22 protein-coding genes are annotated in these 20,237 nt (G+C 30.5%); 13 read left to right on the top strand and 9 right to left on the bottom strand.

Annotated elements, in window-relative coordinates:
- The first annotated feature begins 425 nt into the window (after nt 1-425).
- Together rpiB and N534_RS0105975 are read left to right on the top strand one after the other, a co-directional pair.
- A complete protein-coding gene (gene rpiB / locus N534_RS0105980; RefSeq protein ID WP_028891616.1) occupies nt 426-857 on the top strand; it encodes a ribose 5-phosphate isomerase B in 432 nt (143 codons plus the stop codon).
- Entirely contained in the window at nt 857-1,297 is a 441-nt protein-coding gene (locus N534_RS0105975) for a GNAT family N-acetyltransferase (protein WP_028891615.1), read from the top strand. The genes rpiB and N534_RS0105975 overlap by 1 nt, the downstream gene beginning before the upstream one ends.
- A gap of 162 nt (nt 1,298-1,459) precedes the next feature.
- Here the strand turns inward: N534_RS0105975 and N534_RS0105965 are convergent, their stop codons facing one another.
- On the bottom strand, nt 1,460-2,035 hold the full coding sequence (locus tag N534_RS0105965) for a pseudouridine synthase (protein ID WP_028891614.1): 576 nt from the start codon (nt 2,033-2,035) through the stop codon (nt 1,460-1,462).
- Between the two features lie 114 nt (nt 2,036-2,149).
- Between N534_RS0105965 and recA the strand changes: the two genes are divergently transcribed.
- Nucleotides 2,150-3,157, top strand: a complete 1,008-nt coding sequence (gene recA, locus N534_RS0105960; RefSeq protein WP_028891613.1) for a recombinase RecA — start codon at nt 2,150-2,152, stop codon at nt 3,155-3,157.
- 84 nt (nt 3,158-3,241) lie between these two features.
- Nucleotides 3,242-3,778, top strand: coding sequence for a GNAT family N-acetyltransferase (locus N534_RS0105955; RefSeq protein ID WP_028891612.1), 537 nt, complete (start codon nt 3,242-3,244; stop codon nt 3,776-3,778).
- On the opposite strand, the gene N534_RS0105950 is transcribed toward N534_RS0105955, so the two are convergent.
- Together N534_RS0105950 and dut are read right to left on the bottom strand one after the other, a co-directional pair.
- Nucleotides 3,765-5,165, bottom strand: a complete 1,401-nt coding sequence (locus tag N534_RS0105950; protein ID WP_028891611.1) for a carboxypeptidase-like regulatory domain-containing protein — start codon at nt 5,163-5,165, stop codon at nt 3,765-3,767. The genes N534_RS0105955 and N534_RS0105950 overlap by 14 nt on opposite strands.
- Before the next feature lie 128 nt (nt 5,166-5,293).
- Nucleotides 5,294-5,725, bottom strand: a complete 432-nt coding sequence (dut, locus tag N534_RS0105945; protein ID WP_028891610.1) for a dUTP diphosphatase — start codon at nt 5,723-5,725, stop codon at nt 5,294-5,296.
- Nucleotides 5,726-5,823: 98 nt separating this feature from the next.
- On the opposite strand from dut, the gene N534_RS0105940 reads away from it, so the two are divergent.
- The 3 genes from N534_RS0105940 to N534_RS0105930 all read left to right on the top strand — a co-directional run bounded on the left by N534_RS0105940 (nt 5,824) and on the right by N534_RS0105930 (nt 9,066).
- Nucleotides 5,824-6,819, top strand: coding sequence for an NAD(P)H-dependent glycerol-3-phosphate dehydrogenase (locus N534_RS0105940; protein ID WP_028891609.1), 996 nt, complete (start codon nt 5,824-5,826; stop codon nt 6,817-6,819).
- Between the two features lie 315 nt (nt 6,820-7,134).
- Nucleotides 7,135-7,794: a hypothetical protein gene (locus N534_RS0105935; RefSeq protein WP_028891608.1), complete on the top strand. Its 660-nt coding sequence runs from the start codon at nt 7,135-7,137 to the stop codon at nt 7,792-7,794.
- A gap of 3 nt (nt 7,795-7,797) precedes the next feature.
- Complete coding sequence (locus tag N534_RS0105930) at nt 7,798-9,066, top strand: MFS transporter (protein WP_028891607.1); 1,269 nt, start codon at nt 7,798-7,800, stop codon at nt 9,064-9,066.
- A 71-nt stretch (nt 9,067-9,137) separates the two neighbouring features.
- Here N534_RS0105930 and N534_RS0105925 read toward each other — a convergent pair whose 3' ends face one another.
- The 4 genes from N534_RS0105925 to N534_RS0105910 all read right to left on the bottom strand — a co-directional run bounded on the left by N534_RS0105925 (nt 9,138) and on the right by N534_RS0105910 (nt 12,948).
- Nucleotides 9,138-9,629 (bottom strand): hypothetical protein, encoded by a 492-nt coding sequence (locus tag N534_RS0105925; protein WP_028891606.1) that lies wholly within the window; start codon nt 9,627-9,629, stop codon nt 9,138-9,140.
- A gap of 93 nt (nt 9,630-9,722) precedes the next feature.
- A complete protein-coding gene (locus N534_RS0105920; RefSeq protein WP_028891605.1) occupies nt 9,723-11,369 on the bottom strand; it encodes a glycerol-3-phosphate dehydrogenase/oxidase in 1,647 nt (548 codons plus the stop codon).
- Between the two features lie 62 nt (nt 11,370-11,431).
- On the bottom strand, nt 11,432-11,878 hold the full coding sequence (locus tag N534_RS0105915) for a YHS domain-containing (seleno)protein (RefSeq protein WP_028891604.1): 447 nt from the start codon (nt 11,876-11,878) through the stop codon (nt 11,432-11,434).
- Between the two features lie 95 nt (nt 11,879-11,973).
- Nucleotides 11,974-12,948, bottom strand: a complete 975-nt coding sequence (locus N534_RS0105910; protein ID WP_028891603.1) for an acyltransferase — start codon at nt 12,946-12,948, stop codon at nt 11,974-11,976.
- 82 nt (nt 12,949-13,030) lie between these two features.
- Here N534_RS0105910 and N534_RS0105905 point away from each other — a divergent pair, with 82 nt between their 5' ends.
- Genes N534_RS0105905 through N534_RS0105895 form a run of 3 tightly spaced genes read left to right on the top strand, consistent with a single transcriptional unit; the run spans nt 13,031 to nt 15,359 of the window.
- Nucleotides 13,031-13,435 carry a hypothetical protein gene (locus N534_RS0105905; protein ID WP_028891602.1) on the top strand — a complete coding sequence of 135 codons (405 nt, stop codon included), beginning with the start codon at nt 13,031-13,033 and terminating at the stop codon, nt 13,433-13,435.
- Nucleotides 13,428-13,979, top strand: a complete 552-nt coding sequence (locus N534_RS0105900; protein ID WP_369791958.1) for an RNA polymerase sigma factor — start codon at nt 13,428-13,430, stop codon at nt 13,977-13,979. The genes N534_RS0105905 and N534_RS0105900 overlap by 8 nt, the downstream gene beginning before the upstream one ends.
- Entirely contained in the window at nt 13,980-15,359 is a 1,380-nt protein-coding gene (locus tag N534_RS0105895; protein ID WP_028891600.1) for an outer membrane beta-barrel protein, read from the top strand. It abuts the gene before it with no gap.
- Here N534_RS0105895 and N534_RS0105890 read toward each other — a convergent pair.
- A complete protein-coding gene (locus tag N534_RS0105890; protein ID WP_028891599.1) occupies nt 15,356-16,408 on the bottom strand; it encodes an isoaspartyl peptidase/L-asparaginase family protein in 1,053 nt (350 codons plus the stop codon). The genes N534_RS0105895 and N534_RS0105890 overlap by 4 nt on opposite strands.
- Nucleotides 16,409-16,521: 113 nt before the next feature.
- On the opposite strand from N534_RS0105890, the gene N534_RS0105885 reads away from it, so the two are divergent.
- Nucleotides 16,522-18,063, top strand: coding sequence for an aldehyde dehydrogenase family protein (locus N534_RS0105885; RefSeq protein WP_028891598.1), 1,542 nt, complete (start codon nt 16,522-16,524; stop codon nt 18,061-18,063).
- A gap of 79 nt (nt 18,064-18,142) precedes the next feature.
- On the opposite strand, the gene N534_RS0105880 is transcribed toward N534_RS0105885, so the two are convergent.
- A complete protein-coding gene (locus tag N534_RS0105880; protein ID WP_028891597.1) occupies nt 18,143-18,526 on the bottom strand; it encodes an ankyrin repeat domain-containing protein in 384 nt (127 codons plus the stop codon).
- A 344-nt stretch (nt 18,527-18,870) separates the two neighbouring features.
- On the opposite strand from N534_RS0105880, the gene N534_RS0105870 reads away from it, so the two are divergent.
- A complete protein-coding gene (locus tag N534_RS0105870; protein ID WP_028891596.1) occupies nt 18,871-19,383 on the top strand; it encodes a hypothetical protein in 513 nt (170 codons plus the stop codon).
- Nucleotides 19,384-19,493: 110 nt separating this feature from the next.
- Nucleotides 19,494-20,225: a sulfite exporter TauE/SafE family protein gene (locus N534_RS0105865; protein ID WP_028891595.1), complete on the top strand. Its 732-nt coding sequence runs from the start codon at nt 19,494-19,496 to the stop codon at nt 20,223-20,225.
- The last annotated feature ends 12 nt before the right edge of the window (nt 20,226-20,237 follow it).

The following is a 20,237-nucleotide window of genomic DNA, read 5'->3' as shown; positions in this document are numbered from 1 at the left end:
TTAATTTTTGGTAGAATGACTTATTAAAATAAATAAACAAGTTATTAGATAAATAAAATCTTTAAAATCAACTATAAAATAGAGTTATTAACAAAAGTTATAAACAGTAATTCACTTAGTTTTATGAATAGTTAATTTATTTTTAAATGTAAAAAAAGGGTTAATTTTATGTTGATAAATGTTCATTAAAATCTCAAAAAAAAAGTTGCATAATTAATTCTTGTTCTTGTATTGTAAAAAATATTTAAAAAATCAAATTTTCTTTTTAAAATATACTATTAGTTCTTAACAATTAGATAACATGCTTTAATCCCTTAATTTTTAATGGGTTATTAAGAATACTAAAAAAAGCATTGTTAATTACTGTTGATAACCGTGAATAACTGTATTTTTGTAACTCACAACTGAATTAAAATCAACAAATTATGACAATCGCTGTAGGAAATGACCACGCAGGTACCGAATACAAATTTGAAATAGTTAAACTATTAGAAGAATTAGGACATAAAGTAATCAACTTTGGTACGAATGATACTGATAGTATGGATTACCCAGATACCATTCACCCAACTGCAGAAGCTGTAGAGACAGGACAAGCTGAAATGGGTATTATTTTATGTGGAAGTGGTAACGGAGCGCAAATGACAGCTAATAAACACCAAGGAGTTCGTGCTGCTTTGTGTTGGAATAATGAATTAGTTGAATTAACACGTCAACATAATGATGCGAATATCCTAACAATTCCAGCTCGCTTTGTATCGTTACAACAAGCCTTAGGTTTTGTAAAAATATTCTTATCGACTGAATTTGAAGGTGGACGTCATGCTAATAGAGTAGAAAAAATAGCTTGCTGTTAATGAATATCACGGTAAAAAAATTTCAAGAATTAACAACTTCAGAACTGTATGAGATACTTCAATTACGTTCTGAAGTTTTTGTTGTTGAACAAGATTGTGTATATCAAGATATTGATGGTAAAGATCTTAAAGCATTACATGTTTTAGGTGCAAAAGAAGGAAAAATAATAGCTTATACACGATTGTTTAATAGTGGTGAATATTTTGATACACCTAGTATTGGTAGGGTAGTAGTAAAAGAAAGTGAACGTAAATATGGTTACGGACACGATTTGATTAAAGCATCAATCAAAGCAATTGTTTATAACTATAATGAAACTACAATTACCATTTCTGCACAAACCTATTTACAAAAATTCTACGAATCTCACGGATTTAAACAAATAGGTGAGGGCTATTTAGAAGATGGAATACCACATATAAGAATGGTGAGGAAATAATTATTTTTTATTTTCTTTTTTACTCATTTTATAAAGTAAATATCCAAAGCCTATTAAAAAGTGTAGAATAATTATACCCGCTATAATGTAAATAAAAGTGTTTGAATTATCTCTCATACTTGTAAAAGTACTTAAAAATTACTTTTTAAAAAGTAACTTAGGTTACAGTAATTCCTCAACCTCTCTTACTTCACCTACTTGCATATTACCCAATAAAATATCACCCACACGAACACGTACCAAACGGAGGGTAGGAAATCCAACAGCAGAAGTCATTTTACGTACCTGTCTAAATTTTCCTTCAGTTAAGATAACTGATATCCAAGGTGTAGGACCGTGACGAGCATCGCGAATTTTTTTAGAACGTTCAGGAAGATTAGGATCATCAATAATTTTAACCTTGCAAGGTTTTGTCATATATTTTTTTCCATCAAAACCAATTTCAACTCCGCTTTGTAATTGTTTAATAGCCTCCGTAGTAATAGCACCATCTAGTTGAACATAATATTCCTTTTCAACTCCGCCTCTGGTAGTAATAAAATCGCTTACTTTTCCATCTGTTGTAAGTAATAATAATCCTTCCGATTTTACATCTAACCTACCTACAGCCATTGTTTTTTCAGGAAAATCATATAATTCTCCTAACAACTTGTGTTTGCCTCCTTTTATTTGATTGGTTATAAATTGAGAAAGAAAACCGTATGGTTTGTAAATAATAAAGTGATGATGCTCTGACATCTGTTATTTTTAAGGAGTACAATATTACAAAATGTAACATAAAAAAGATGGGGAATTAAAGTTAGTTTTTCATAACTTAGCCATTCTTATATATTAAAATAATTAGCACGATTTATGGCAGCAGATAAAGAAAAAGAAGCGAAATTAAAAGCGCTTCAACTTACACTAGATAAGCTAGATAAGACCTATGGGAAAGGAACGGTAATGAAGTTAGGCGATAGCCAAGTAGAAGATGTAGATGCTATTTCATCGGGTTCTTTAGGTTTAGATTTAGCTTTAGGAGTTGGAGGTTATCCACGCGGAAGAATTATTGAAATTTATGGACCAGAATCATCAGGTAAAACAACCTTAACAATACATGCAATTGCTGAAGCGCAAAAAGCAGGAGGTATTGCAGCTTTTATTGATGCTGAACATGCTTTTGATCGTTTTTATGCTGAAAGTTTAGGAGTTGATGTAGATAATTTAATTATTTCTCAACCAGATCATGGTGAGCAGGCTTTAGAGATTGCTGATAACTTAATTCGTTCTGGAGCTATTGATATTGTAGTAATTGACTCGGTTGCAGCATTAACACCAAAGTCTGAGATTGAAGGTGAAATGGGAGATTCTAAAATGGGGTTACATGCACGTTTAATGTCGCAAGCTTTACGTAAATTAACAGGAACAATTAGTAAAACTAACTGTACGGTATTTTTCATTAACCAGTTACGTGAAAAAATTGGAGTTATGTTTGGTAACCCAGAAACAACTACAGGTGGTAATGCTTTAAAATTCTACGCATCGGTTCGTTTAGATATTCGTAAGAGAACTCAAATTAAAGATGGCGATAAGGTAATTGGTAACAGTACCAAAGTTAAAATTGTAAAAAACAAAGTGGCTCCACCATTCCAACAAGCAGAATTTGACATCATGTATGGTGAAGGAATTTCAAAAGTAGGTGAAGTTTTAGATATTGGTGTAGAGTACGGAATTATAAAGAAAAGTGGTTCTTGGTTTAGTTACGGAGACACAAAATTAGGTCAGGGTAGAGATGCTGTTAAAGGTGTTATTAAAGATAACCCTGAATTAATGGACGAACTTGAAAATAAAATTAAAGAAGCTATTGAAAATCAAGAATAAGTAATTTAAATTTAAAGTTCAAACTATTACTATTTAAAAAGCTGTTCTTCATAAAAGAACAGCTTTTTTTTATAAAAAATAAATATGATTAAGATATCTAATTATTTACAAATCAAAGAAATACAAGTAACAGATTTTAAAATTCTTGGTGCTTTAATGAATGATGTATATAAAGATGCTTACAGAGATTTTTGGAAAGATGGTGGCGATTGGTATGTACAAAGTCAATTTTCAAAAACTAACTTAGAAAAAGAATTATCAGAAGAAAATACCAGTTATTATTTTATTCAATATAAGAATGAAATAGTAGGAGTTTTTAGAATTTTATGGAATAAAAATTTAAAGGGATTTGAGGAGAAAAAGTCATTGAAACTTCATCGAATTTATTTACATAAAAAGACTCAAGGTAAAGGTATAGGTAAGCAATTATTGGCTTGGTTAGAAGAAGAAGCTATAAAAAAACAATATGAATTGATATGGTTAGATACTATGGATGAAAAACCGCAAGCTTTTGAGTTTTATAAAAAAGTAGGATACCAATACCATTCACACTGTTTTCTTGATTTTGAATTATTATTTGATGAAAAGAGAAAAATGAGTCAGGTTTTTAAAACTTTTTAGAGTTAATTACCTTGGTTTTATTAAACTCAGATATATCTATTTTATAGATTCCAGAAGAAGGTTCTTTAGAGTACTCTGTTTCTTTATAACCGCCTATTATATATAACTCATCTTTATAAAAATGCATTTTAGAATTTTTTAGATATAAGTTTATTGTATACTGTTTTAATACTTTATTAAGTACATTGTAAATCAATAAATTCCCATTATCATAAATGTAAATATTATTCTTGTTTTTTGTTAGAGCAGGTTTATTCAAATTAAAAAATAAATTACCTTCAAAAGACCATTTTCCTGTATTAATATTCCACGATTCTATTTTTGAAAAAGATTGGTTATCTGAACCACTAATGGTGAAAAATTTTTCATCTATATTTATTCCAACAACTTCTTTAGGTTCATTCATTTTACCCAATTCATACCATAAACCAGTAGGTAAATTATATAAGTGTATTTTATCAGTATATTTTTTAGTACCATCTTTATTTATTTTAACAGATCCACCCATAGTAACAATATTGTCTTTATATAAAAAAGAACAAAAGTTTACAGCTTGGTGTGGGTTTGTACGATCTACTTTTACAGTGGCTTTTTTTAAGTTTATGACTTCAATTTTGTTGTGTAAGTATTCAGTTCCATTGAATTTTTCTAGTTTTTTACCTCCTAGTATATAAATATCATCTTTATATATTTTCATTTGATGATAAGCCCTATTTTCAATTTTTATATTAGATATTTCAAAAACATTTTTTTCTATATCATAAATAATTAGCTTATCATTATAAGCTTTAAAAGATTGACTAGGATACCATTCACTCATAATAGCAGCAAATGAAGGATCCAGATATTTTTTATTAACTTTATCGGTAACTCTTTTAAAACTATCATCAGTAACACTTTTATCACCACCAGATATGTATATTTTGCTTCCTACAATGACAGATGCTGGAGAAAAAAGTCTAGATTTTAATGAAGCTATTTTTTTAAACTTAATTCTAGATTGTTTTCTTTTTCCTTTGAGTGATACTTCTTTTAAATAGTTATTTTCTTTAGATAAGAATATACGGTTGTTATTTTCTTTTAATGAAGCTATAGTAGTTGTATAGGTTTTATATCCAACACTAGAAAAAGCAATGCTATCTTTTTTTTGAATTTTATGTTGAATTTTTAAAATAAACTCTCCTTTTTTATTAGATGCAGTTCCATTACGGCTATTTTTAGTTAAGTATATATTCACATTTTCTATAGGATCAAGAGAATCTTTATCTAATATTTTACCAGAAAAAGTTTGTCCAAAACTTGTACCTATATTAGATACTAACAAGAGTATAATTGAGGTAAAAAAAAGTTTAGAAATAAGTAGGTAATTTAATTCATTTTTTTTCATAGACTAAGCATTTAGCTGAGGTTTTTTTGTTATTTTAACATCAAAAACTACACCATTTTTTCTTTTTAAAGAAAAAATCCGAAGTTATTAACTTCGGATTTTTAATATCAATTAAATGGTATTGTAATTTAAACTCCTGTACTACCAAAACCACCAGCACCACGTTCAGTTTCGTTTAAAACTTCTACTTCTTGCCAGTTTACTCGTTCGTGTTTTGCAATAACTAATTGCGCAATTCGTTCACCATCGTTTACTACAAAATCTTCGTTAGATAAGTTTACTAAAATCACTCCAATTTCACCACGATAATCAGCATCTACTGTACCAGGAGAGTTTAATACGGTAATTCCTTTTTTAGCAGCGAGTCCACTACGTGGACGAACTTGTGCTTCATATCCAACAGGTAGTGCAATAAATAACCCTGTTTTAATAATAGCTCTTTCAAGTGGTTTTAAAACAATTGCTTCGTCTATATTAGCGCGTAAATCCATTCCAGCAGATTCTTCTGTTTCGTATGTAGGAGTTTGATGTTTGGACTTGTTTATAATTTGTACGTTCATATGTTTCAATAATTTTTTAAAATTCAAATATAATAAGGTTTAAGATTAGAGAGTAGTTTATAGATTTCTTAATTTTGTCATACAAACAAATACTACTTATGAGCAATCAAACTAAAATAGCTGTATTAGGAGGAGGAAGCTGGGCAACTGCTATTGTTAAAATGTTATCCGAAAATTTAGAAACTATTGGTTGGTATATGCGTAGTGTGTATGCAATTGAACATATTAAACGCAATAAACACAACCCAAGTTATTTAAGTTCTGCTGAATTGCATCCAGAACAACTGGATTTGTCAGATGATATGAATTATATTGTTGAAAATTACGATGTGTTAATTTTTGCTATTCCATCTGCTTTTTTAAACAAAGAGTTAGAAAAATTGAATGTTTCGTTAGAAAATAAAGTTGTGTTTTCTGCAATTAAAGGCATTGTTCCAGAATCAGGATTAATAGTAGGAGAGCATTTCCATACAACATATAATGTACCGTATGAAAGTATAGGAGTTATTTCTGGTCCTTGTCATGCTGAAGAAGTGGCGATGGAACGTTTATCATATTTAACATTGGCGTGTCAAGACGAAGAAAAGGCTAAAGAGTTAAGCGAATCAATAGCAGGTCGCTATATAAAAACAAAAATTTCCGACGATATTATAGGTACTGAATACGCAGCAATGCTAAAAAACATTTATGCAATTGCAGCAGGAATAGCTCATGGTTTAGGCTATGGAGATAATTTTCAAGCAGTACTAATGAGTAATGCAATTCGTGAAATGAAACGTTTTATTAAAAAAGTACATAAAATGAAGCGTAACATTAACAACTCAGCTTATTTAGGTGATTTGTTAGTTACAGGATATTCTACATTTAGTAGAAATAGAATGTTTGGAAATATGATAGGTAAAGGTTATACGGTAAAATCTGCTATGCTAGAAATGAGTATGGTTGCAGAAGGATATTATGCTACTAAAAGTGCATATCAAATTAATCAAAATAACGGTGCAAAAACTCCAATAATAAACGCTGTATATAATGTCTTATATGACAAAAAAGAAGCGAAAGATGAGTTTTTAAAGTTAACAAATAGATTAGATTAGTTGTTTGCATTTGTACAAATAATCCTTCTTAAAATGAATTAAGAAGCCCCATCAATCGCTTCTATAATTGAGTTGTTTATAGGTTTTGTATAGAAAAATAATAACAAAGTTAATTTAAAAATCTGATTAGTAAATTTTTTTGTTAAATTTTTGATGAAAATTAAGTAATGGTATAATATTACTAATTATTATATTTTTATTACTTTTAGTTTAAAAACAAACAATTATGAAATGAGCCATAACAACTCTTAATTTCTATTGAGATAATTATTGGCGAATTACATCTGACCCTAAGGAATAATTAAAATTAAACAGATGAAAACAATTCAAGAAGCTGTTGAAATTACCATCAGAAAAACGCCTTTTATAGAAGAGGCTTTAAATGAAAAGTTAATAAATGTATCTTCATTAGCAAGAGAAATCTTACCAGAAGTTTCAAAGCTTTTAAAGAAAGAAGTAAAAGTTGGTGCAGTAATGATGGCAATTAATAGGCTATCTCCAGCAAATGAATTGAGAGTTCGTAAAAACATTAAACGACTAGCATTAAATTTAGGTGATGTAATTGTACGTTCAGATTTGTGCGATTTTACATTTAAAAATACCACTTCATTACTAAAAGAAATTGCTAAAATTTTAAGTAAGTCTGCTGATAGTAACGATTATTTCTTAACCGTTTCACAAGGAATCTTTGAAACAAACATTGTTACTAGTAAAAATTTACAACCCTATGTTGAAGAAATTTTTAAGAAAGAAACATTAATTAATAATGTGAACGATTTAGCGTCAATCACGTTAAAGCTTCCAAAAGAAAACTTAGATCAATCAGGAATTTATTACTTTATTTTAAAGCAATTTGCATGGGCTAATATTGCTGTACAAGAAGTAATATCTACCACTCATGAAATGACCATTGTGGTAAAAGAACGTGATGTAAATGAAACGTTCTCCATTTTAATGGATTTGAAATTGAATTAATCCATGGAAAAAAAAGATCCCTACTCTTCCCTCAGAATTAAAGAGTTCAACATTTTTCTTTTAGTCCGTTTTGCTTTGGTATTTGCTTGGTCTATGCAATTTATCATCATTGAGTGGCAAGTGTACAGTATCACAAAAAATCCGTTGTCATTAGGTATTATTGGATTGATGGAAGTAATTCCAGCTGTATCCATGGCATTGTTTGCAGGGCATATTGTTGATCAAAAGGAGAAACGAAACTTACTTGCTTTATGTATTGGGTTATTTTCTCTCATAAGTTTAGGTTTATTCTTTTTAACTTTACCTAGTTTTGTTGAAGGATGGGAACAAAAAACTATTCTGTATGCAATTTATGCATTGGTATTTTTTGGTGGATTGTTACGATCTTTTTTCGGACCAACAATTTTTTCATTAATCGCTTTAATTGTTCCAAAAAAATTATATCCAAATGCGGCAACATGGAGTAGTTCTACATGGCAAATAGCCTCAGTATTAGGTCCTGCTTTTGCAGGTTTAACCATTTCTTGGATTGGTGTGCATTGGTCTTTGTGTATTGTTTTTGGACTGGTTTCTGTATCATTTTTAACCGTTTTCTTTATCAAAAAGAAACCAATTTTAAATCCGAAGATTGGTGAGCCAGTCATGAAAAGTTTAAAAGAAGGAGTTCGTTTTGTATATAAGACAAAAGCGATTTTAGGAGCCATTACGTTAGATATGATTTCGGTATTGTTTGGTGGGGCTGTAGCTTTATTACCAGTGTATGCACAAGATATTTTAAAAGTAGGTCCTGAAGGATTTGGGGTTTTACGTGCTGCACCTGCTGTAGGAGCGTTTTTAACGATGTTAATAACTGCTTACATACCTATCAGTAGAAATGCAGGAATGAAGCTCTTAGCAGCTATTTTTGGCTTTGGAGTTTGTATCATAGTCTTTGGATTATCGTCTGTTTTCTGGATTTCAATCGTAGCACTGTTTTTTAGTGGAGTTACTGATGGAGTTTCAATGGTTATTCGTCAAACGATTTTACAATTAAAAACACCCGATCATATGCGTGGTAGAGTGGCTTCAGTAAACTCTATGTTTGTTGGTTCTTCTAATGAATTAGGTGCTTTTGAAAGCGGAGTAACAGCAAAATTAATGGGAACAGTAACAGCCGTTGTTTTTGGTGGAACGATGACTTTAATTACGGTCGTAACTACTGGAATTTTAAATCCAACCCTTCGAAAATTAGACCTGACAAAAGATTTGGAAGAACATGAAAAAATAGAGTAGTAAAATAATTAAAAACCCCTGAAACTAAGTTTCAGGGGTTTTTTGTATGTGTTTTTTAACTGTAATATCAATTAAGACATATCAAAATAATTGATTTTTGTAATCTTTTTTGTTGTTTGATCGAAGTCAATATTAATAAAAACATCACAACTATCACATTCAGCAAATAAAATGCTTTTATCACCATTTCTACCAGTACTTAGGTCAATAGTTCCTAATTTACTAATAGGGTCTCCTACAGTTACTGTAATACCTTTAATAGTAAAACTAGCTTCATTATTTAAAACATCAAACGATTCAATGTAAGGTTTTCTTCCAGAAGTAGAAAAATCAATTTTTAATCCATTGAATTTATAATAATAGTAAAAGCCATTATCTTCATAAGAATTAGAAGTACCTAACAGAGATTCTATCTTCGTTTGTTTTCCAAGCGTTTTTTTTAAATCACTCAAGGTGATATTATTGATTTTAATATTATTGAAATCAGAATTAGAAATAATATTAGTTTGACTTTTAGCTATAAGAGTAACAAATAAAAAAAAGACGAATACCAGTTGTTTCATATTACTAAAAAATTTAAAGTAAAAGCCTTTTGTATAGTAAGGCTTTTGAAGCCGCCAAAGATATGATTCTATGACAATTTTTTAGATAAGAAACTAGTTAAAATTTACTACTAAATTTATTTTTTCTTCTAGTTCTTTTTTGTGTAATAAAGTTGTTTCATTATTCCAGTTAAAACGTTTAGCAAATTCTTGTATTACAAAGTTTTTATGGATATCAACACTAGGTTTATCAAAAAATAAACGACCAGTTCTTCTCATAAAAAAGTCGGTAGGAGTACAAGTCATTTCGTGTTTAGTCGTAAACCAGATTTCAGCTTGTAATAAACGTTTTTCAAGGTTTTCTTCTTCTAACTCATCAAACTTATCTAAAATAAGTTCGGTTTGTTTTCCGTAGTTATGCACCAAATAATTGGCATCTTTTTCAGTAAAACCAAACGATTTTATACGTTTATAAACCTGATTGCTATATAATTTTACCGATTTATAATTTTGAAATGGTCCACCAGTTAACACAATTTCTTCAGTTTGAATAGGGTCGAAATCTACCTCAAAACGTCTTTTCATTTTTTTAGCAACAATATCCACGATACGCTCTGCCATTTTTCTGTAACCTGTTAATTTTCCTCCAGCAATTGATATTAATTTGGTGTCAGATACAAAAATTTCATCTTTTCTAGATAATTCTGAAGCTGATTTTCCTTCTTCGTGAATTAACGGACGTAATCCAGCCCATGAAGACTGAATATCATCAATAGTTAATTGAATATCTGGAAACATGTTATTTACTGCTTCAATTAAATATAAAGCATCAACCATTGAGGTTTCAACGGTGTCTTTATCTTGTTGATAATTGGTATCGGTAGTTCCGAAATAAGTTACTTTTCCACGAGGAATAGCAAACATCATACGGCCATCAGGAATATCGAAATATACAGATTGTTTTACAGGTAATTTTTCATGCGGAACAACTAAGTGAACTCCTTTGGTTAAATGCAAACGCTTTCCAATTTTTGAATTGTTTATTTGACGTAATTCATCTACCCATGGCCCCGCTGCATTTACTACATATTTAGCTTTTATATCATAACTTTCATCAGTAAAAGCATCTGTTACTTTAGCACCTACTACACGTTTGTTTTCATAGATAAACTCGTCTGCACGTGTGTAGTTAAGTATTTGAGCATCGTATTGACTAGCTGTTTTTAAAACCTCTATAGTTAAACGAGCATCATCGGTACGATATTCAGCATAAAAACCAGCACCATTTAAAATATTCTCTGGTAACAAAGGCTCTTTTTCTAACGCTTCCTTTTTATCAAGCATTTTACGTTTATCATCTCCTTCTACAGAAGCTAATACATCGTATACTTTTAATCCGATAGAGGTTAACCACGAACCGTAAGTTCCACCTTCAATTAACGGTAAAATCATTTTTTCAGGAATTACCAAATGTGGCGCTAGTTTATGAACAATGGCACGTTCAGTTCCTACTTCTTTTACCAACCAAAAATCAAATTGTTTTAGGTATCGCAATCCACCATGGATAAGTTTAGTTGATTTACTTGAAGTACCCGAAGCGAAATCATTTTTTTCAATTAGGGCGACTTTCATTCCGCGTGATGCCGCATCTAAAGCAATACCTGCACCCGTTATTCCACCGCCAATTACTAAAATATCGAACTCAGTTGTTTGTAACTCTTGCTGAATATTGGCTCGGTTAAAAAAAGAAAAATTGTTCATAGATGTTTTTTATCTACCAAAAGTAAGAATAAAAAGAACTGAAAATTTTAGATACAAAGGATTTATCTATGAATTCTTTTTTTCCAGTTGATATCTGCTTGTTTTTTTAATTGCTCAGGGTTTTCTTTTAACCATAGCTTTAATGTATTGGTTCCCCAGGAGTTATAGAAGAGATATAGTTTACCGTCTCTAATTTCGAAGGTTTTAGGATCAATACTTACTTTTTCGCCTGTTTTTCCAATGGCATAGGCACAATAGCCTCCATATTGAGGGATGTATTTAGTTGGATTTTTTTTAAACAAGGCTAAATTTTTTTCTGAAGAAAACTTAAATTTTACACCATCATAAATTGTTTGATATTTTTTATTTCCCTCAAGTGGTTTCTTGTTAAAATAAGAAACAACATCGTAACCTTCGGCTATATATCCTTTTTTAAGGTAATATTCTGTTTTTTGGGAGAATAAAGTACTTGAAATGATAAGTAAAAGAAGTGTAATGGTATTTTTCATCGTCTACTAATTTAGAAAGTAGTCGACGAAAAGCTGTAAGTATTACAAAACGAAAGTATTAAAGTTGTTGGTTTTTAATAGTCTAAGACAAAAAATTACAAAACCATCAAATTACAACCTCTAATATCAGAATTATCAAAACGTCCGATGATTTCAAAACTATTGTCTTGATATACTTTTCCTAAATCTTGTGTTGCTATGAATGAGCAAGAATTATAGTTTGCCAAATCAATTACATTAATTCCTCCTGATTTTCCTTTTGGTAAAATAGTTAAAGCATCTTCAGGATCACGAGTTAATATTTGCATCCAAGGCGGACAGTTAAAAAGACCATTACCTTTTGAATATCCTTGACTTAACAACTCTGTCATTCCATATTCGGAATGTATATTTTTCACACCAAATCCGTTACTTAAAATCGTGTGTAATTCGTTACGAATAAGTTCTTTTCTTCTCCCTTTCATACCTCCAGTTTCCATAATAATAGTATTAGAAAGGTTGAAGTCATATTGCTCTATTAGGTCGAGCAAAGCAAAAGAAACACCAATTAAAAGTACTTTTTTTCCTTGGGTATCTAGGAACTTAAGCTTTTGTGCTAACTCATTAAGATTGTTGAGGTAGAATCCGCTTTCCGAGTGTTGAGAACGCTTAATTAAATCATCAACCATGTAAATTAAAGAAGATCCTTTACGTTCTAAATAATTAGGTAATAAGGCAAGTACCACGTAATCTTCTATATTTCCGTAAAAATGCTTAAAACCTTTTAAGTAACTGGTTTCATACCATGATAAGTCAGTTACTAAATGTTTACTAGTTGTACTTCCTGTAGTTCCAGAACTTGTAAAGGTTTCTTGAATTTCATCAGTAGATGAAAGTACTTCACGAGTTTTAAAAAACTGAATAGGTAAAAATGGAATTTGTTCAATAGTATGTACATCAGAAGGATGAACATAGATTAAATCGCAAAAAGAGCGATATACTTTGTTATTAGCAAATTGATGCTTAAAAACTTGCAGTGCTATATTCTTGAAATCTTCAGTAGATTTTATGTTAAAAACGGTACTTTTCATAAACTTTGACAAAAATACAAGTATTACACGCAACCTTTTTAATTTTTTTTCATCTAGTAGATAAATCAGTAAAATATAAGTAATGAAAAAATTTTTGATTCTTTTTTTGAGTGTGTTTACGTTTTATTCTTGTTTAGACGATGATGGACCAAATTTTAGATATGAGTTTTTAAAGATTGACAGCGCCGAAACTCCTGAGAGCTTTACCTATGGGGAGGTAGATACTATTAAAATAAAATATACACTACCTAATAGTTGTTATGCTTTTGATGGATTGTACTACCAAAAGGTTGATACCACTAGAATAGTTGCTGGTACAGCTATAGTAAATCTTGATGGAGCTTGTACTGAAGAACTTAGAGAAGAAGAGTACGCTTTTACTGTTGAAGCAACACAAGTAGAAGATTATGTATTCAAGTTTTGGAAAGGTAAAAATGAAGAAGGAGAAGATGTTTACGAAGAAGTGGTAATTCCAGTAAATTTGTAACATCAATTTAGAGAAACTCATACAAGAATGCTGTCGTCAAAATATAGCAGCTCAAGCTCAAGTTTATCAGTTATTTTCTGGTAAACTTTTTGCGCTTTGTTTAAAGTATTCTCAAAATTATCAAGATGCAGAAGATACGTTGCAAGACAGCTTTTTAACCATTTTTAAAAAGATATCTCAATACAAAGATCAAGGATCTTTTGAAGGATGGATGAAGCGAATAACTATAAATACAGCTTTACAAAAATATAGAGAGAAATCGCCTTTACAATTGGTAACAGAAGGGGTGAGTGAAGAATTAGAAGAAGAAGTTGTACTTGAAACAGAAAGTGTAAATGTGGATGTATTATTAGGGTTTATTCAAAATTTACCAGATAGATATCGTTTAGTTTTTAACTTATATGTGTTAGACAATTACTCGCATAAAGAAATAGCGTCGTTACTAAATATTACTGAAGGAACGTCAAAATCTAATTTATCAAGAGCACGTCAATTATTAAAAAAAGAGGTAGAAGTGTATCAAGCAACAGCGCAAAAGGCATAAATGATGGAAGAAAAAAACATCGATAGACTTTTTCAAGAAAGATTTAAAGATTTGGAGGTTACTCCAAACGAAAGAGTATGGAGCGCTATTGAAGAAAAACTGCAAAAAAAGAAAAAACATCGTGTTTTTCCTATTTGGTGGTTTTCAGGTGGGGTTGCTGCAGTATTTGTTTTAGGACTTTTATTGTATCCTTATATTGATAAACAAGAGAATTTAGAAAAAATAGATCCAGTAATTGTTGAATCAGAATCATTAAAATCTGAAGAAAATAAAAAAGATGATCTAAAAGATATTTTATTAACTGAACCAATAAAAGAAAATTCGCAAGAAATAGTTATTGTAAAAGAAGAAATGAAAAAGAAAAGAATATTTAAAGAAAAGCTTCATGAGAATGAAGTTTTAACCGCTAATCATGTTGTGAAGGTTAGCAAAAAAGAGTTGCAAGGAAAAGATAGCAACAACATAGCAAGTAAAGTAGTTGAAGGGGCTTTACTAGCAAAAAATGATGTTGTGAAACAAGAGCAACTTACTGGCAAGCTTGAAAATAGCTTGCCAGTTTTTAAAAAGAAAGAAAACACCTTTTTGAAAAAAGAAAATGATACAATTAATAAGGTTTTAAAACCTAAAAAAAACTTTTTAGCTGTTGTAAATGAAGAAAAAGTGGAAAATGAAGAGGAAGAAAAAAAGAAGTCTTGGTCTGTTTCACCAACAGTAGCAATATTAAACTCGAATTCATTTTCTGAATCATCTCCAATAGATGCAAGCTTATCAAATTCAACAAAGGGAAATACGAGCTATTCGTATGGAGTTCAAGTGGCATATCAATTAAATAAAAAATGGACACTTCAATCAGGAATTCATTTACAAGAAATGGGGTACTCTAATACTAATGTAGCTGTAAACCCTGTAAAATCAAGTAGCTCTAACGTAGTTTTTAGTTCTGGTGAAAGTTATTCATTAAACGATACTTCTCAAACAGATTTTAGTACAAGTTCAGTATCTATAAGTTCAGGAAGCCTTGATGGAGAGTTAAATCAAAAATATGGGTATGTAGAAGTTCCTGTACAAATAAAATACAATTTCTTAGAAGGGAAAAAGCTTAAAACAGAATTAGTAGTTGGTTTTAGTTCGTTGTTTTTAAATAAAAATGATGTAACTCTTAATACCACGAATTTTTCTACTTCTGGTGAAGCTAATAACTTAAACTCTATTAATTTTAGTGGAAATTTAGGGGTAGACCTTAATTATAAGTTCAGTAAAAAATGGTCTTTAAATATTAACCCAATGCTAAAAACCCAGTTAAATACATTTAAAAATGATTCAAATGGGTTTCAGCCATATTTTATAGGTATTTATACAGGTTTAAATTATCAGTTTTAATCGTTGTAAATCTTAATGATTAAATCACCTTTATCATTCATTGAAGCTCTGTACATTCCAGCAGTATTAAATTCAAAAGACATATTACCATTTTTATCAAGTGCAACAACACCACCTGTTCCACCAAGTTTGGTTAATTTGTTTTGAATAACATCTTTGGTAGCTTCTTTTAATGATTTTTGTTGATATTCCATTTGAGCAGAAATATCATAAGCTACTTGAGATCGTATAAAGTATTCACCCCAACCAGTTGAAGAAACACCACAAGTTTTATTATTTGCATAAGTACCCGAACCAATAATAGGAGAATCTCCAATACGTCCCCAACGTTTGTTAGTCATTCCACCTGTAGAAGTTCCCGCAGTAATATTTCCATTTTTATCTAAGGCTACACAACCTACAGTACCAAACTTACTATTTTTAATATCAGCATCATAAAAAGAAACTTCTTTATCATCATGATCTAATGCTGTTTTTTCTTTGTCTTTAATTCGTTGTAAAGATTTAAAGCGATTTTCGGTATAAAAATAACTCGGGTCTACAATTTCTAACCCTTGTTCTTTAGCAAACTGAGAAGCACCAGAACCAGATAACATAACATGATCTGAGTTTGTCATTACTATTCTAGCAGCTTCAATAGGGCTTTTTATATCTTTTACTCCAGCAACTGCACCAGCGTTCAGTGTTTTTCCATCCATAAAAGAAGCATCTAATTCATTAGTTTCTTCATGGGTAAAAACAGCTCCTTTTCCTGCATTAAACAAAGGAGATTCTTCCATTACCTGAATGGTTTTTACAACAGCATCACCACTAGAACCACCATTTTTTAAAATCTCATATCCAGTTCTAACTGCTTCTTCTAATTTAGCTTTATAAGCAGCTTCTTTTTCAGGAGTCATATTCTTTTTCAGAATTGTACCAGCACCTCCATGAATAATAATTGCAAATTCATTTATAGGAGTGTCTTTTTGTTCATTAGAAGTTTTTTTAGGTGTATTACATGCTGATAAAAACAACAGTAAAGAAAGTAGTAGGTAAATGTTTTTCATGATTATTTGTTAATTTTTAAACAAAAACAACACTGTTTGTTTAATTTATTAATTGTAAAATTATTCGTAGTTTTGAGCTTTAAATTTAAACAACTAAAATTACAATATAAAATATGGCAGATTTTGGTATCAAAGAAGCATTAGCTACTTTAGGATTAAAAGAGATAAATGAAGGAACTTCAACAGGTTCAGTAAACTTTTCAAACGGTGAAATTATAGAATCATATTCACCAGTAGATGGAAAGTTAATAGGAAAAGTAAAAGCTTCTACCAAAGAAGATTACGAAAAAGTGATGGATGCTGCTACTTCAGCATTTAAAAGCTGGAGAACAATGCCTGCACCTCAACGTGGAGAAATTGTACGTCAATTTGGAAACAAATTAAGAGAGTTAAAAGAGCCGTTAGGTAAATTAGTTTCTTATGAAATGGGAAAATCTTACCAAGAAGGTTTAGGTGAGGTTCAAGAAATGATTGATATCTGTGATTTTGCTGTAGGTTTATCTCGTCAATTAAACGGACAAGTAATTCCTTCAGAAAGACCAGGACACGTAATGAGAGAGCAATGGCACCCATTAGGAGTTGTTGGTATTATATCAGCATTTAACTTTCCTGTAGCAGTTTGGTCTTGGAACACAGCTTTAGCATGGATTTGTGGTAACGTATGTGTATGGAAAGGTTCAGAAAAAGCTCCTTTATGTTCAGTTGCTTGTCAAAACATTATAGCTGAGGTTTTAAAAGCTAACAATTTACCAGAAGGAATTTCTTGTATTGTTAATGGAGATTATAAAGTTGGTGAATACATTACTGAAGATACACGTATTCCTTTAGTATCAGCTACTGGTTCTACAAGAATGGGACGTATTGTTGGTGCTAAAGTTGCTGAGCGTTTCGGTAAATCTTTATTAGAATTAGGAGGAAACAATGCAATTATCATTACTCCAACAGCTGACTTAAAAGTAGTAGTTCCTGGAGCTGTATTTGGAGCTGTAGGTACTTGTGGTCAACGTTGTACTTCAACACGTCGTTTAATCATTCACGAATCTGTATACGATAAAGTAAGAGATGCGATTGTTGGAGCTTACGGTCAAATTAAGATTGGAAACCCATTAGATGAAAATAATCACGTTGGACCATTAATTGATAAAGATTCAGTAAATACTTATTTAGCTGCTATTGAAAAAGCAAAAGCTGAAGGAGGAAACGTATTAGTTGAAGGAGGAGTTTTAGAAGGAGAAGGTTACGAAAGTGGATGTTATGTAAAGCCAGCAATTATTGAAGCAGAAAACCATTTTGAAATTGTTCAACACGAAACATTTGCTCCGATTTTATACTTAATGAAGTATTCAGGTGGTGTTGAAAATGCTATTGAATTACAAAACGGAGTTGCGCAAGGATTATCTTCTTCAATCATGACAAATGAAATGAAAGAAGCTGAAAAATTCTTATCATTTGCAGGGTCTGATTGTGGTATTGCTAACGTAAACATTGGTACTTCTGGAGCTGAAATTGGTGGAGCTTTTGGTGGTGAAAAAGAAACAGGTGGTGGACGTGAGTCTGGATCTGATGCTTGGAAAGTGTACATGCGTCGTCAGACTAACACTGTAAATTATTCTGATGAGCTACCTTTAGCACAAGGAATTAAGTTCGATTTATAAGAAAACACAGTTTTCAAAACATAAAAAAGTCTCATCATTTCGATGAGACTTTTTGTTTTTATCTAAGTTGTTGGTTATACTATTTTTCTAAAGCCGCCGCAATAGCTTTATAAGCTTCGTGTGCTTTCGACATTTTAGCATATTCTAAGGCAGTATATCCTCTTTCTGATTTTACTTTTAATTTAGCTCCATTATCAATTAATAATTGAACAATTTCTGCCTTGTTATATCTGGCAGCAAACATTAATGGAGTTAATCCTACAGACTTTCTGTTAATATCTGTTCCGTTTTCAACCATAGCTTTTACAGCTTCAAAGTTTCCAGCTCTAATTAATTTACAAAAAGTACTTACGTTGGAGTATTCAAGGTTAGTTTTAACAGGAGCTTCATATGAAGTTGAAGCAGCAGTAATAGTTCCGAAAGATAAAGCGATTGCTAAAGCAGTTAATACAAATTTTTTCATGATGTTACGTTTTTATTTTAAGATTAGGTTACAGCTAAAAGACGCTTGTTTCAAATAAACGTTTCAATAAAAATTGATGCTTAACAATTATTTAAGATGAGTTCTTAAAAATCTCTTAATAGATTAAATAATTTTTAATAAATTAACAATCAGTAAATTAAGATGTTTTAAATGAGTAAGAGATCAACATATTTGTATGGTATTTTTTTAACTATTGTAGTAGGTACTTTGTTGTGTTGGTATTTATGTTGTAAGAAACATTATTGTGCTATTGAAAAACAACAACATGTAATACATAACGATAAAAATCAGGAATCAACTAAAATAAATTTAAAACAGAAACTATGAATTGGTGTATATTAATTCCATTATTAGTAGGACTTATTACTGCTTTTTTTGGCTTTTTGATAGGGAAATTATCTTGTAAAAACATAAAAGAAGATGAGATTGTTCTTTTGAAGAATAAAATCGCAAAATTAGAAGCTAGTTTACGAACTTGTAGAGAGAATAACTCAAACTTAGAAACAGATTTAAAATTTGCAAGAAAAAGTACAGAAACTTCTTTTGATAGTGCATTAGTAAAGAAAATTTTTGGTAAAAAGATAAAAGAAAATGACTTGAAAATAGTGGAAGGTATTGGACCCAAAATAGAAAGTCTTTTTCACAATTTTGGAATTGATACATGGAAAAAATTAGGTGAAATATCTGTAGAAAAATGTCGAGAAGTATTAAATAGTGGGGGAGATCGTTATAAAATTCATAAACCAGATACGTGGCCAAAACAAGCTCAGTTAGCTTCAGAAGGTAAATGGCAAGAGCTTAAAGATTGGCAAGAAACATTAAATGGAGGAAAGTAAAAAAATTTAAAAAATTCTAACCCTTGATAATTTCAAGGGTTATTTTTTACCTAAAACATAGATTGATTCTTAATATAAAACCAAGTACCTTCGTTACTTAAAAGGTGCAAATGAAAGATATTAACTTTATATTTTTACTACTAGCTTTAGTGGCTGAAATAATTGGAACAATAGGCGGCTTCGGATCATCTGTTTTCTTTGTTCCGTTAGGAAATTTTTATTTCGATTTTTATTCCGTTTTAGGACTTACAGCTATTTTTCACTTGTCGAGTAATGTGAGTAAAATCTTTTTATTCAAAAAAGGATTAGATAAGAAGCTATTAATAAATATAGGAGTTCCTTCAGTGGTTTTTGTAATCTTAGGAGGTGTATTATCAAAACATTTAAACAGTACATATTTAGAAATATTTTTAGGTGTTTTTTTAGTAGCATTTAGTGCTTTTTTCTTGATTAGAAATAAGTTTTCTTTTTCTCCTAACAGAAAAAATGCTGTTGTAGGTGGTGCTCTGTCAGGATTTTCAGCAGGATTATTAGGCACAGGTGGAGCTATAAGAGGGTTAACTATGGCAGCTTTTAATTTAGAAAAGAGTGTGTTTATAGCAACTTCTGCTTTTATAGATTTTATGATCGATTTTTCAAGAACTTTTGTGTATTATCAAAACGGTTATATTCATGATCACGATTTAAAATATGTGCCTTTTTTATTTTTTATTGGTTTGGTAGGTTCATTTATCGGAAAGAAAATATTAGCTCACATACCACAAGATAAATTTAGGAGTCTGTCGTTGTCTTTTATCTTGTTGATTGGAATAATTACGATTATTCAATTGGTGATGAGATAGTACGATTTAGGT

This window comes from Tenacibaculum sp. 47A_GOM-205m, assembly GCF_000518405.1.
Lineage (GTDB): Bacteria > Bacteroidota > Bacteroidia > Flavobacteriales > Flavobacteriaceae > Polaribacter > Polaribacter lutimaris.
Note: the sequence above shows the minus strand (reverse complement) of the source record. Positions and strands in the feature narration are given on the sequence as shown.

Bases quoted from the DNA above. Each gene is read 5' to 3' on its own strand.
- N534_RS0105880 (WP_028891597.1), bottom strand. From the start codon at position 18,526: ATGAAAAAATTTGTATTAACTGCTTTAGCAATCGCTTTATCTTTCGGA.
- recA (WP_028891613.1), top strand. From the start codon at position 2,150: ATGGCAGCAGATAAAGAAAAAGAAGCGAAATTAAAAGCGCTTCAACTT.
- N534_RS0105975 (WP_028891615.1), top strand. From the start codon at position 857: ATGAATATCACGGTAAAAAAATTTCAAGAATTAACAACTTCAGAACTG.
- N534_RS0105895 (WP_028891600.1), top strand. From the start codon at position 13,980: ATGATGGAAGAAAAAAACATCGATAGACTTTTTCAAGAAAGATTTAAA.
- N534_RS0105920 (WP_028891605.1), bottom strand. From the start codon at position 11,369: ATGAACAATTTTTCTTTTTTTAACCGAGCCAATATTCAGCAAGAGTTA.
- N534_RS0105865 (WP_028891595.1), top strand. From the start codon at position 19,494: ATGAAAGATATTAACTTTATATTTTTACTACTAGCTTTAGTGGCTGAA.
- N534_RS0105890 (WP_028891599.1), bottom strand. From the start codon at position 16,408: ATGAAAAACATTTACCTACTACTTTCTTTACTGTTGTTTTTATCAGCA.
- N534_RS0105950 (WP_028891611.1), bottom strand. From the start codon at position 5,165: ATGAAAAAAAATGAATTAAATTACCTACTTATTTCTAAACTTTTTTTT.
- N534_RS0105870 (WP_028891596.1), top strand. From the start codon at position 18,871: ATGAATTGGTGTATATTAATTCCATTATTAGTAGGACTTATTACTGCT.
- rpiB (WP_028891616.1), top strand. From the start codon at position 426: ATGACAATCGCTGTAGGAAATGACCACGCAGGTACCGAATACAAATTT.
- N534_RS0105930 (WP_028891607.1), top strand. From the start codon at position 7,798: ATGGAAAAAAAAGATCCCTACTCTTCCCTCAGAATTAAAGAGTTCAAC.
- N534_RS0105915 (WP_028891604.1), bottom strand. From the start codon at position 11,878: ATGAAAAATACCATTACACTTCTTTTACTTATCATTTCAAGTACTTTA.
- dut (WP_028891610.1), bottom strand. From the start codon at position 5,725: ATGAACGTACAAATTATAAACAAGTCCAAACATCAAACTCCTACATAC.
- N534_RS0105940 (WP_028891609.1), top strand. From the start codon at position 5,824: ATGAGCAATCAAACTAAAATAGCTGTATTAGGAGGAGGAAGCTGGGCA.
- N534_RS0105965 (WP_028891614.1), bottom strand. From the start codon at position 2,035: ATGTCAGAGCATCATCACTTTATTATTTACAAACCATACGGTTTTCTT.
- N534_RS0105935 (WP_028891608.1), top strand. From the start codon at position 7,135: ATGAAAACAATTCAAGAAGCTGTTGAAATTACCATCAGAAAAACGCCT.
- N534_RS0105905 (WP_028891602.1), top strand. From the start codon at position 13,031: ATGAAAAAATTTTTGATTCTTTTTTTGAGTGTGTTTACGTTTTATTCT.
- N534_RS0105925 (WP_028891606.1), bottom strand. From the start codon at position 9,629: ATGAAACAACTGGTATTCGTCTTTTTTTTATTTGTTACTCTTATAGCT.
- N534_RS0105885 (WP_028891598.1), top strand. From the start codon at position 16,522: ATGGCAGATTTTGGTATCAAAGAAGCATTAGCTACTTTAGGATTAAAA.
- N534_RS0105955 (WP_028891612.1), top strand. From the start codon at position 3,242: ATGATTAAGATATCTAATTATTTACAAATCAAAGAAATACAAGTAACA.
- N534_RS0105910 (WP_028891603.1), bottom strand. From the start codon at position 12,948: ATGAAAAGTACCGTTTTTAACATAAAATCTACTGAAGATTTCAAGAAT.